General features: G+C 35.0%; 12 protein-coding genes. 3 read left to right on the forward strand and 9 right to left on the reverse strand.

What is annotated here, in order from left to right; genetic code table 11:
* Positions 1-28 precede the first annotated feature (28 nt).
* Complete coding sequence (locus HNP25_RS17875) at positions 29-868, forward strand: maleylpyruvate isomerase N-terminal domain-containing protein (RefSeq protein ID WP_184136416.1); 840 nt, start codon at positions 29-31, stop codon at positions 866-868.
* Between the two features lie 100 nt (positions 869-968).
* Here the strand turns inward: HNP25_RS17875 and HNP25_RS17880 are convergent, their stop codons facing one another.
* The 6 genes from HNP25_RS17880 to amaB all read right to left on the reverse strand — a co-directional run bounded on the left by HNP25_RS17880 (position 969) and on the right by amaB (position 7,817).
* Positions 969-2,369: a S8 family peptidase gene (locus HNP25_RS17880; RefSeq protein WP_184136418.1), complete on the reverse strand. Its 1,401-nt coding sequence runs from the start codon at positions 2,367-2,369 to the stop codon at positions 969-971.
* 32 nt (positions 2,370-2,401) lie between these two features.
* Complete coding sequence (locus HNP25_RS17885) at positions 2,402-3,115, reverse strand: tetratricopeptide repeat protein (RefSeq protein ID WP_184136420.1); 714 nt, start codon at positions 3,113-3,115, stop codon at positions 2,402-2,404.
* 79 nt (positions 3,116-3,194) lie between these two features.
* A complete protein-coding gene (locus tag HNP25_RS17890; protein ID WP_184136422.1) occupies positions 3,195-3,785 on the reverse strand; it encodes an RNA polymerase sigma factor in 591 nt (196 codons plus the stop codon).
* A 230-nt stretch (positions 3,786-4,015) separates the two neighbouring features.
* Entirely contained in the window at positions 4,016-5,071 is a 1,056-nt protein-coding gene (locus HNP25_RS17895; protein ID WP_184136424.1) for a saccharopine dehydrogenase family protein, read from the reverse strand.
* Positions 5,072-5,237: 166 nt separating this feature from the next.
* The gene (locus HNP25_RS17900; protein WP_184136426.1) at positions 5,238-6,158 is read right to left on the reverse strand and encodes a DUF1338 domain-containing protein; all 921 of its coding nucleotides are present in this window, start codon (positions 6,156-6,158) and stop codon (positions 5,238-5,240) included.
* Between the two features lie 132 nt (positions 6,159-6,290).
* Positions 6,291-7,817 carry an L-piperidine-6-carboxylate dehydrogenase gene (gene amaB, locus HNP25_RS17905; RefSeq protein ID WP_184136428.1) on the reverse strand — a complete coding sequence of 509 codons (1,527 nt, stop codon included), beginning with the start codon at positions 7,815-7,817 and terminating at the stop codon, positions 6,291-6,293.
* A 469-nt stretch (positions 7,818-8,286) separates the two neighbouring features.
* Between amaB and HNP25_RS17910 the strand changes: the two genes are divergently transcribed.
* Positions 8,287-8,520, forward strand: a complete 234-nt coding sequence (locus HNP25_RS17910) for a hypothetical protein (RefSeq protein ID WP_184136430.1) — start codon at positions 8,287-8,289, stop codon at positions 8,518-8,520.
* Between the two features lie 112 nt (positions 8,521-8,632).
* Here the strand turns inward: HNP25_RS17910 and miaA are convergent, their stop codons facing one another.
* The 3 genes from miaA to moaC all read right to left on the reverse strand — a co-directional run bounded on the left by miaA (position 8,633) and on the right by moaC (position 11,059).
* Positions 8,633-9,553, reverse strand: a complete 921-nt coding sequence (gene miaA, locus HNP25_RS17915; RefSeq protein ID WP_184136432.1) for a tRNA (adenosine(37)-N6)-dimethylallyltransferase MiaA — start codon at positions 9,551-9,553, stop codon at positions 8,633-8,635.
* Between the two features lie 201 nt (positions 9,554-9,754).
* Entirely contained in the window at positions 9,755-10,366 is a 612-nt protein-coding gene (locus tag HNP25_RS17920; RefSeq protein ID WP_184136434.1) for an NTP transferase domain-containing protein, read from the reverse strand.
* Between the two features lie 222 nt (positions 10,367-10,588).
* Positions 10,589-11,059, reverse strand: a complete 471-nt coding sequence (gene moaC, locus HNP25_RS17925) for a cyclic pyranopterin monophosphate synthase MoaC (RefSeq protein ID WP_184136436.1) — start codon at positions 11,057-11,059, stop codon at positions 10,589-10,591.
* Between the two features lie 152 nt (positions 11,060-11,211).
* On the opposite strand from moaC, the gene HNP25_RS17930 reads away from it, so the two are divergent.
* Entirely contained in the window at positions 11,212-12,402 is a 1,191-nt protein-coding gene (locus HNP25_RS17930) for a molybdopterin molybdotransferase MoeA (protein WP_184136438.1), read from the forward strand.
* The last annotated feature ends 153 nt before the right edge of the window (positions 12,403-12,555 follow it).

The following is a 12,555-nucleotide window of genomic DNA, read 5'->3' on the forward strand; positions in this document are numbered from 1 at the left end:
ATTAATTTGAAAATCTAAAAACTAAACTATGATACTAACAAAGCCAATTTTCACGGTTGACCTTTTACCGAAACTTGACGAAAAGTTGATCGAAGTACTTCAATCTCTTTCTCCACAAGACTGGGAAAAACAAAGTATCGCTCCACTTTGGAACGTAAAAGATATTGCTTTGCATTTGTTAGATGGAAATATCAGGGCATTATCAATGCTGAGAGACCAATATTTTGGCGTGATTCCTGAAAGTATTAATTCATATCAAGATTTACTTGATTACCTCAATAAATTAAATCATGATTGGGTAACGGCAATGAAAAGAGTAAGCCCAAAAATCATTATTGAATTACTCACTTCAACTGGAAAGGAATACTGCGAATACCTAAAAACACTCGACCCTTTCGAGCCAGCAACATTTTCAGTTGCTTGGGCTGGCGAGGAGCAATCGTCAAATTGGTTTCATATCGCAAGAGAATACACAGAAAAATGGCATCATCAACAACAAATTAGGTTTGCAGTTGGGCAAACGGCTGAACTTTTAACTCAAGAATTTTACTTCCCCTATTTAGAAACATCCATGCGAGCTTTGCCACATCATTATAGAAATGTAGAAGCATCTAAAGGAGCATTAATAAAATTCAGCATCAGCGGTGATGGTGGCGGAGATTGGTTCATTGAATTTGATGGAAAACAATGGTATTTAACACTAAATCCTTCTCAAAAACCTGTTACCGAAGTAACAATAGAAGGAGAAATTGCTTGGAGAATTTTTACAAAAGGAATCAATAAACAAAGAGCTGCCAAACAGATAAGTATTAAAGGAAACCAATTATTCGGTGAAAAAATACTTAATATGTTGGCAGTAATGGCTTAAAAGGCGACCCATACATAGAATTACTAAAGGTGAAAGTATAAAAAATAGTCTGATATATCTTCCCAAAAAGACAATCAGACTATTTAGCATCTATCAATTTTTATGGATTTTGATAGACAGAAATACCACTGGCGGGTGGTGTTGCAGTTAAGGTATTAGCAAAAATTGTCTTATTAAACCTTGTGGGGTTTGTTAAATAATATTTTATTACTTCCGAAGTCACATAAGGTGCTGCAAAAGATGAACCACTTTGTGCTAAACTGTTAGGAACATTATGTTTACAATTTTCATCCGCTTTTACTGTAAAATTGATGTTCTTTCCTGATTTCGATTGATTCTGACAAATTGTACCGCTTTTACTAGTTACTGAAATCACATTGGTTCCTAAAGTATCATTACCCGCATAGCAAGCAGGCCAGAATTTCTCATCATCAATATCCAGATTATCATTTCCTGCTGAACAAATTAAAACCATACCAGCATTTTGTAAATCTTTCAATACAGCAGAAAAAACTGCATCTGATTGTTTCAAATAAGTACCCCAACTCGCATTGACGATGTTAATATTATTTTTATGGGCATAAATTAAAGCACAAACATTGTGATATAAATCTCCAGCATAATTTTCGTCAAAAGTCTTTAAACCGACTAATTGAATTTGGTCTTTTTTAGGAGCATTTTGGATAATAATTCTCGACACTTTAGTGCCATGAATGTCTGCGTTGTTATCTTGAATTTGATTGGTATTGTTCAAGAAATTATAATCCAAACCAGTAGTAAAATATCCATCATTAAAACTCTCTGCATTAAAACCAGTATCAATAATTCCAACCAAGACTTTCCCCTTCGCTCCATTTGGAACAATCGTTTGATTCGCTCCTTTAGCATTCACTAAAAACGAAACAGAATCAAGTGGAATACTTTCAGTACTTGGAATTGGCACAATATCATGTGGCGGTGGTCCACTACCAATTACTCCTCCATCTGGATTAGGAATTGTATTAATCAAGTGTAAATCTTTTCCAGAAAGAAGAATAAAGTTTTTATCACACTTACAATTATTAACAGTATCAATTTCAACTTTGATTAAATCTGTAACATCGAAAAGTTGCCCAACTCTGTCTGTAATTCCGGGAGTCTCTTGTGACGAAGCAACTGCACTTGAATCTGCCACAAGACTTTTATTGCCGAATAAAATTTCCCATTTCCAATAAGCTTCTAACTCTTTTTGAAATTCTGCAATTACTTCTTGTCTCCTAGCTTCGGTAGTATCTGATTTACCAAAATATACTACTTGCTTATCTTTTAAAACATAACCTGTTCCTTCCACATAAGAGTAGGGAAAGACATCTGGTTTGGCTTGAATCAGCGAATCAATTTTAGTTTTAATTGGTGCAACTATTTCTTTCCTAGCACTACTAGGTTTTAAACCCATAAAGTAAAAAAATAGGACTACCAGTAAAACGATGGAGAGTAGAAGTAATAATAGTGATCTTCTCATAGCAATTGAATATTAAGTTAAAATTGAGGCAGTTATAATTGTTTAAGTATTTCAATGGCAGTCTGTTTTCCTTCTAAATCATTATTAATTACTTCATTGAGTAATTCCTCTATAGCTTTTTTGTTCAAAGGTTTAATTTTCATCAATGCTAGAGCTTCATAGAATTTCCCTGGATTGGCAAATAGGTTTTCCTGTTCACCTAATTCATGAAAACGAATTACTGCTTTTTGATAATCGCCTAATTTCAATGCTGTAATGCCAGATACTTTTAAAACTTCTGCACTGTCAGGTTTTCTTTCTAACATTTCCTCAAAAACAGATTGAGCATTATTAAATGCTTTTTGATTGAAAAATCTCAAACCCATTTGTAAACTATCTGTGCTACCATCCATTTTCACAGGCAAATTCTCAAAATGCTCTTGGATATACACATCAGCAATTTCGTCAGCGTTTACACCATTCTTTTGAACAAAAACCCATGTAATAAATGCGATAAGAACCGAAGCGGCGATACCCGTAATCCATCCGTTCAGACGAATTTTATTATTTTTCGCTAGCTTTTTTCTAAGCTCTTCAAACTCCTGTTTCCTCTTTTCTTTGGCATTTTCACGGGCGGCAATTTTAGTGTTTAAATAAAATGCTACTTCGTTTGCCAAAGTTGTATCATTCGCCAATTGTGTTTCAAACAATTGACGCTCTTCATTACTTAAAGTATTATTAAAATATGATTCAATTCTTTCTAACATCTTCTTACAATTTTAATTGATTAATAGAAACAGAACGTATTCTTTAGATTCGGAAAAAGGTATCAAAAAAATTACAAGTTCAAATTTGTTTGTACAAGGCTTTTAATTTTTCTAAACATCTCAAACGACTCGTTTTCACTACTCCAGCAGACTGATAACCCATTTCAAAAGCTATTTTTTCATCTGCTAAACCTTCGCTCCAAGCCATCATCATTTGTTGACACTTCTCTCCTATTTGTTTAATCTTGGTTCTTAGAATATTTACTTCGTTTTCAGACACCATTTTTTGTAAAATACTCTTGGTTTCATCTGGCACAGCGACTAATAAATCATCTATTGATTCAGTTTTATAGACGCTCATCTTGTTAGTCGAAGCTTTTCGTAAGAAGTCAACACATTTATTAGAAAAAATTTGAAAAAGATATGTTTTTAAGGAAGATTTGCCTTCAAAGCGTTTATTTAAGATATTTTCGATAACAGCAAGAATGGTATCAGAGTATAAACTTGCTGCCTCATCCTCAGAAAGTTGATGTTTAAACGTAGCATCTTTCATCAAATAAGCGAATTGTTCGTACAGCTTATTTTCAGTAGCTCTTTTTAGTACTGAGTCACCTAAAATTCCTGACAAAATCTCATCATCCGATACTATTCCACGAGCAAAAAAAATCATTTCGATAAAGGTTAGTTAAACAATTTTAGTAGTTTTTGTTTGGAGGAGGTGCTAAGAAGCATTATCAATAAATTAATATTTTTAAACTTCTTTTTGGAAGATGTATTTTCATACAAAAAGGCAAAAACAGACATTTGAATCCGTTTTTTCACAAAAATAGAAAAAGTTTTCAATTGGCTAAATAAAACATTTAATAGCCAATTGAAAACCAAGAATTAAAAATTAATATTTTATTTAAAAAACGTCCCTGTAGTTGTCGTTAAAAAATCATTAAAGTCAATATCTTCTTGTTTAATAAATCCTTTTTGTGGTAATTTCTTGTCCGCTACCATTTCAATAACACTCACGATTGAAGCAGCTGTTGTCCATGAAATTGCTCGCCAATGTTTTCCATCAATCAAAATGGGCGAATAAGCCTTATAAAATTCTTCTCTTTCTATAACGCCATTTTTCCAACCTTCCACTACAGCATATACGTAAACAACATCTTCTTGCACAGGCGGTTTGGCTTCTGTAATAATTTCTTCTAATAATTCTCTGCGATTTTTTAAGATTAATTCATAGAGTAAAAACTTCATTAACTTTCCATGACCGGGATAGCGAATCGTTTTATAATTCAGTGTATCAACTTTTCCTTCAAAAGTTTCACACATAGTACCTAAGCCTCCAGAAGTACTAAAAGCTTCGAATTCATTTCCTTCAATATTGATGGTTTCTAAACCATCCAAAGCTGATACTAATTTCAATTTCCCATTATGAATTACTTCGCAATCGTTGATATACTCATTAATCACGCCCGCTGGCGACCACGTAAAAGAGTATCCCAGCAGTCCATTGGGGTATTTTGGCAATGCACCAACTCTTAATTCAATATCTCGAAGCTTGGTAAAACGTTTGGCTAAATCTGCACCAACAATACCTATCAAGCCCGGAGCCAAGCCACATTGTGGTGCTAAAACTGCTGTACTTCCCTCCTCTGCCATTTTTCGGATAGCACTTGTAGTTGGTACATCTTCTGTTAAATCAAAATAATGTTTCCCGTTTTTATGAGCCGTTTGAGCAATCTTTAAATTCAAATTATAGGGCATACAAGAAACGATAGCATCAAATGTTGGAATTAAATTTTCCAAAAAAGTTAAGTCTGTAACATCACCTTTGATTACTTCAAAAGGAATTGCTGATGAAGGAGAATTCTTATCTAAACCCTTTACTTCAAATCGTTTGGACAATAGAATCCCCACCAATGAGCCGACTTTGCCCATCCCAATTACTAATATATTTTTCATGATTTTATTCGATTAGCTGTCAGCTTTTAGGCAAGTCTAAAAACTGACAGTTTTTGAGAAATGAAGTTTACTTGTTGTGAAGTGTCGAGTTTTGATTGCATAACAAGCTTACTAAACTCGTTTGAAAATGCCGAAATCCGATTACTGAAATCCGAAAACCAAACTCCTAATTTCTTTTTGTCATTTCAAAAAGATTGGTTGCTTGTTCGCCTAAGAAACCATCAAACCAAACTTTTTTACCATCCGTTTCAAGGTATCCTCTTTCGGCTAATTCGTAATAAGCATACGACCAACTAAGTGTTCCTAAACTTCCATCCACTTCAATCACTGGACAATCTTCATCAATGGCTTGGGTTGAACTTTGGCGGAGTTTACTTCCTTTTTCACCTTCAATCGCAGGTTTTATCGGTACACCTATACCTTCCAAGGCTGCCATTGTGCCTTCAATTCCATCCCATTCTGGTACATTTTGATAATTAATATAAGCCGTAAAATGGTTGACTGAATTACCATGCAAGAGCGTCCAAGCAGCAAATTGAGATTCTTGATTAACCGCTAGAATTGTTTCCTTTTTAACTGGAGACCAAGTACGAGCAAAATATTTCACTAATGCTTCCACTAAACGGTCGGCTTCGGCAGAAATCAATTCTTTATTATGTTTTAAAGAAGCTAATAATTGACGAGCTTCACCAGCTAACAAATCAGGAGCATCTTTCACAGCTTCATTAATCAGATCTTGTGTTGCTTCTGAAAGTTCAGTTACTTCTAATTGTGTTACAAAAAATTTCGGAAAATTAATATTGGTAGGGTGTTGATAATGAAATGAATTCAAATGTTTTGAAGGAAAAGAATAGGGTGATATTTTTTCATAACCCATGGCTTCAAGTATTTCTGAAATCGCTGAAATACCCGCTGGTTGCTTACCTGTTAATGTGTTGAAAGTACGGAAAGCACAATGGTCATTCACTATATTTCCACCTTTTGATAACACCAAGTCTGCATATTGTTTTGCATATTTTACTCTTTGGCAATAGCCCTCCCAGAGCTTTTCCATGAGAGATTTAGTGATTGTTTCTTGCGTTTTCATAATTATATAATTAGTTGTGAATGAGTGATTTAGTGAATGAGTGATTGAATGAGTTGTGAATTAATGAACGATTTGAAAGGTAAATAATAGAATTACAAAAAATCACTCATTCACAACTCACTCAATCACTAACTATAAATTAAATTTTATTCCTTGTGCCAAAGGCAATTGTTTGCCGTAATTGATGGTATTGGTTTGTCGCCTCATATAAGCTTTCCAAGCGTCAGAGCCAGATTCTCTTCCGCCACCTGTTTCTTTTTCTCCACCAAAAGCTCCGCCGATTTCTGCACCAGAAGTACCAATATTTACATTAGCAATGCCACAATCTGAGCCATTTACTGATAAAAACATTTCTGCTTCTCGCATATTCAAAGTAAAGATTGAAGACGACAAGCCTTGTGGTACATCATTCTGAATATCAATTGCTTCTTCAATGGTTGAATACGACATAAGGTACAAAATTGGAGCGAAAGTTTCATGCTTTACAATCCTGAAATCGGGCTTTACTTCAGCAATACAAGGCTTCACATAACAACCAGATTCGTAGCCATCACCTAAAAGTACTTCTGCATCAACCAACATTTTTCCACCTTCTTGATGTACCGCTTCAACAGCGGCATTATATGCTTCAACAGCTTTGCTATCAATTAATGGGCCGACATGATTATTTTCATCTAAAGGATTCCCAATCCGTAATTGTTGATATGCTTTTATTAAACGTTCTTTTACTGATTCGTAAATTGACTCATGAATAATTAATCTTCTGGTAGAAGTACAACGCTGACCAGCCGTACCCACTGCTCCAAACACTACGGCAGGAATGGCTATGTTTAAATCTGCATTCTCGGTAATGATAATGGCATTATTTCCGCCCAATTCTAATAAACTTTTGCCCATTCTTGCGGCAACCGTTGCTCCAACAATTTTTCCCATTCGGGTTGAACCTGTGGCTGAAATCAAAGGCACTCTGGTATCTGAACTAAGCCATTCTCCTACTTGATAATCGCCAGTAATAATATTAGAAACACCTTCGGGAATATTATTTTCTTTTAATACTGAAGTAATAATATGCTGACAAGCAATAGCTGTCAATGGTGTTTTTTCAGAAGGTTTCCAGATACAAACATCGCCACAAACCCAAGCAATCATGGCATTCCAAGACCAAACGGCAACAGGAAAATTAAACGCAGAAATAATGCCAACGATTCCTAAAGGATGATATTGTTCGTACATTCTGTGTTCTGGACGTTCGGAGTGCATCGTTAATCCATACAATTGGCGAGATAAACCTACAGCAAAATCACAGATGTCGATGATTTCTTGTACTTCGCCTAAGCCTTCTTGTAAACTTTTCCCCATTTCATACGAAACTAATTTCCCAAGTTCAGCCTTGTATTCACGGAAAGCCATTCCCATTTGTCTAACAATTTCGCCACGGCGAGGTGCAGGAATATTTCCCCAAGTTTTAAAAGCATCATTAGCCTTTTCAACAACTTGTTGATAATCTTGAAAAGTAGTTTTTGTGACCTGAGCAATCAATTGATTATCTACAGGCGAAAAGGAATCGAGTAATTCTTCACCAGACGACCAAGCCTGTAAACCAGTACTTGTTCCGAAATTGACGGATTTAATGTTTAATTTTTCTAAAATAGTTTGCATGACGAGAAAGCTCAACTTTTAGAGTTGATTTATTTAATTTTTCCAAGAACTAATCTCCCAGAACAAAATATTAGTAAATATTGATTTTTCCGAAATCTATGCTCAATTATTCTAATTTGCAAGCACTTCAACCATACACAATATACGTAACAACCCTTCAAAAATATTAATATTCTAAGTCTAAAAAATTTTAGGCTATGCTAAAATTAGAGATTGTAGTATTTTTATGAGAAAAAAAATTACAAATATTTTTCAAAAAAAATATTTCTCTTGCAACGTTTTATACTTTTCTGACATCTTATAGACAAACCTAATTCCATTCATCCTTTTTCTTAACCACTTGTACAGATTTTAACAAAATTATGGTATTATGTATTGCATAGTACCTAACAAAACACTTAACTTTGTATTGTAATTAAAGAACCACTCCTGCGACACATATATAGAACATTTAAAACGAATCATAACGATGAAATCTTTTACAATTGCTCTTACATTATTTGCGGTTATCACTTTATCTAATAACACATTAGCCATCGGATTTCCACATAATTTGCTGTCAGGAAAGAAGGTTGAAAGAAAAGACATAAAGTCAAAAAATATTATTCCTGATATTCAGAAAAAAACAATATTGAATAAGGAAAGTCGTTTATTAAGTATTGGAAGCAGAATTTTACTTCAAGCTTTTAAGCGTGAAGAATAACAATAATCTTACTCGACCTTAGGTCGAATTTGCCTTAATTGGCATTTTTAGAACACATTATCTATTTAGTTTTGGTTTAAGGATGATTTGTAGCGAAGCCTTTTAGGTTTCGCTACATTTGTTTTAGCTCGTTTGTAATAAATTCGGTGATTTCCGCTACATTTTTAGCATCAAACCAATGAAATTCATCCTGATTTTTAAACCAAGTCATTTGGCGTTTGGCATATCGTCTTGAATTTCTTTTCAATAATCTTATCATTTCTTCACGGTCGTAGTCACCGTCCAAATGTTCGTAAATTTCTCTATAGCCTACAGTTTTCAAAGCATAATGTTCTCGGTAATCTATTACAGCTTTGGCTTCTTCTTCCAAACCTGCGGCTAACATAATATCCATTCGAGTATCAATTCTGGCATAAAGTTCTTCTCGTGGACGTTCCAAGGCAATTTTTAACATTTTGAAAGGTCGCTGAACTTTTTGATTTTTTCTAAAACTTGAAAAAGGTTTGCCCGTCGATAAACAAACTTCCAATGCACGCAATACTCTTTGTGTATTTTGTTCATCTACTTGTTCAAAATAGACTGGGTCGAGTACTCGTAATTCTTCTTGCAATTGTACTAAACCTTCTTTTTCAAAACGTTCAGCCAATTTTTGTCTCAATTCCAAATCAGCTTCGGGCATTTCGTCAATGCCATCAGTAATCATTTTGACAAACATTCCTGAACCACCTGTTAGAATTGCTACGTCTTTTCTACTAAATATTTCCTCTAAGACCTTCAAACAATCACGTTCAAAATCACCAACCGAATAATAGTCGTGAATGGAATGTGAATTAATAAAATGATGCACTACACCATCCATTTCTGCTTCGGTCGGTTTGGCTGTACCAATGGCTAATTCACGATAAAACTGGCGAGAATCTGCCGAAACAACTTCTGTATCAAGTAATTTGGCAAGTTTTACACACAAATCAGTTTTCCCAACAGCCGTTGGCCCGACGATGATGATGAGCGTTTTATTTAGGATTTCGGACATAATATTTTTTTAGCTGTGAGCCATGAGCTTTGAGCCTTGAGTTTTTTAAGGTATGTTTTGTTTATGAAGAATGAATATTTTAGGATTAAAAATATACTATTTTACTGAAATCCGACATCCGAAGTCCGATAACTGAAAGCTCATCGCTCACAGCTTTACTAATTGCCGAAATCTGACATCCGAAGTCCGAAAGCTCACAGCTCATAGCTGAAAGCTTCTAAACTCCTCCACAGTATTAATATTCTTCAACATTTTAGCATCTGGAACTTGAAGTAATGCGATGTCTAAACTTTGTAGCAATCGCATTGTCGATTTTTTTTCTTGCTGAATAAATACTTGTAAAGGCTCGAAAAATTTAGCTTCAAAAATCGTTAGCAAAGGTTCTGGGAAATGCTCTTCTGGGTTTTCAAAAGCCGTAGCGTACTTTTCAGGATTTCTATTATTGATTAAAAATTCAATCGTTTCCTCACTCACCAAAGGCATATCGCAAGCAAGAACCAACCAAGCTGTATCAGGAAATTGTTGAAAAGCAGAGTAAATTCCGACAATCGGACTTTTTACCGAAAGCTCAAGGTCTTGAATATAAGGCAATTCCGTTTTTTGATTAGCATTGATTGATACAAATACTTCATTACAAAAAGGTTTTAGTAAATCATACAAGTACTGTTCCTGAGTTTTGCCATGATAATTCAGCAAACGCTTTTCTGTTCCCATGCGAGTACTTTTTCCGCCTGAAAGAATTAAAGCGTTTAGCTTGTAGCTGTGAGCTCTGAGCTCTGAGCTTTCGGATTTGGGATTTTGGATTTGGGTCATCGGTTTTCTTTAACTTAATTTTTATTACACAGAGTTTATCAGAGTTTTACTGAGTTTCACAGAGCTTTTTATCTTAATGTTTCTCTGTGAAACTCTTTGTATTCTCTGTTTCCCTCTGTGTCATTTAATTATTAAGCTTGTCAAGTAAACTATTTATTTCTAATTCTACTCAAATAAAACCTAAAGCCAAAGTCTGAAATCCGATGACCGATGACCGAAAGCTCACAGCTTATAATCGCTTTTCCCTCCAGTTTTAGCAATCAATTTTGTTTCTTTAATCGTAATATCGTGCGAGAAAGCTTTACACATATCATAAATCGTCAGAGCTGCAATACTTACACCTGTCAAGGCTTCCATTTCTACCCCAGTTTTTGCCGTAAGCGAGCAAGTACAAGTAATAATCACTTCATTCCCGACAATTTCAGTTGAAAACTTACAAGAATCCAAACCCAAAGGATGACAAAGCGGAATCAACTCTGAAGTCTTTTTTGCTCCCATTGTTCCCGCAATAACAGCCGTTTGAATCACAGAACCCTTCTTGGTTTTAAGGTCACCATCCTGAAAATTCGCCATAATTTCGTCCGTCAGTACCACAATACTTTGGGCAATTGCCGTGCGTTTAGTAATGGCTTTTTCAGAAACATCTACCATCGAAGGCTGATTATCGGAATCTAAATGCGTAAAAGTTTTCATATTGTATCGGTCAAAAAATCCCTTTGAACAAAATCAAAAGAATCAACGATTCCCAAAGGAATCCTGTTTAATTTTGCACAAAGGTAAATATCTAATCTTGATTCCCTACGTTTAACCGAAATTGACTTTCAGCTAAGTTTCCAAAAATACTTATGATTTCAGTAGAAGAAGCCCTAAAAATTGTACAAGCCAATCCGCACACCACTGCGGTTGTAGAATTGCCTTTGATGGCATCCGTTGGAAAGATTTTAGCAGAAAATATCCTTGCCGACCGAGATTTTCCCCCATTCAACAGAGTAGCGATGGACGGTTTGGCTTTTTGTTTTGAAAAGATAGACTTTCAAAAAATTGTCATTGAAAATATTCAATTTGCAGGCGAAGCTCAGAAGACTTTGCAAGATGCCAGCAAAGGCATTGAAGTAATGACGGGGGCAATTTTACCTTTGGGTTGCGATACGGTGGTACGTTATGAAGACATCAATATTCAGCAGGATGGCGAAGCGAAATGGACATCACTTAGCATTCCCAAAGAAGAAATTGTAAAAGGACAAAACGTTCATGTTCAAGGTTCAGACCGACACGCAGGAGAAGTTTTATTGCAAAAAGGAATTAAGATTAGTCCTGCCGAAATAGCCGTAATGGCTTCTGTGGGAAAAAGTAAAGTACAAGTACATAGTACGCCCAAAATTGCCATTATTTCAACGGGCGATGAGTTGGTTGAGATTGATAAAACACCTTTGGCGTATCAAATTCGTACTTCAAATGCTTATATGTTGTCGGCGGCTTTGCGGCAAATTGGCATAGAAGCCAGTACTTTTCATTTGATTGATGAAGAAAAAACACTCTACCAAAAGTTGAAAGAAATTATTGCTGCTTATAATATTTTACTCTTGAGCGGTGGCGTTTCGGCAGGAAAAAAAGATTTTGTACCTGCTATTTTGGCTGATTTAGGTTTAGAAAAACTCTTTCATAAAGTAGCCCAAAAACCGGGGAAACCAATGTGGTTTGGAAAAACGCCAACTGGAAAAATCATCTTTGCATTACCGGGAAATCCAGTTTCTACTTTTTTATGTTTCTGCAAATATGTGTTACCAACTTTAAAATCAGAGAGCAAACATGAAGAAGTAATATTAGACAAAGACATTATTTTCAAGCCAGATTTAACTTACTTCGTACCTGTAAAAACGTATTTTGAAGCTGGAAAAATGATGGCAAAACCCTTTTTAGGAAGCGGTTCAGCCGACTTTGCTAATCTGACAGATTGTGATGGTTTTGTTGAATTACCTGCCTCAACACAAATTTTTAAAGCAGGAGAAGTATTTGGATTTGTAAGATTTAGATAGCTTTTAGCTTTCAGCCATGAGCGATGAGCTTTTCTAAAATTAAATCTCGAAGCTCGTCGCTCATATCTTGCAAAAGATTTTTATTTGCTTAAAAAAGTACAATTTTGTATTTACTTCAAAATGGGATAAAAAAGTAATCTGTCATATCGCTAA

The organism is Arcicella rosea, assembly GCF_014204325.1.
GTDB classification, from domain to species: Bacteria; Bacteroidota; Bacteroidia; order Cytophagales; family Spirosomataceae; genus Arcicella; species Arcicella rosea_A.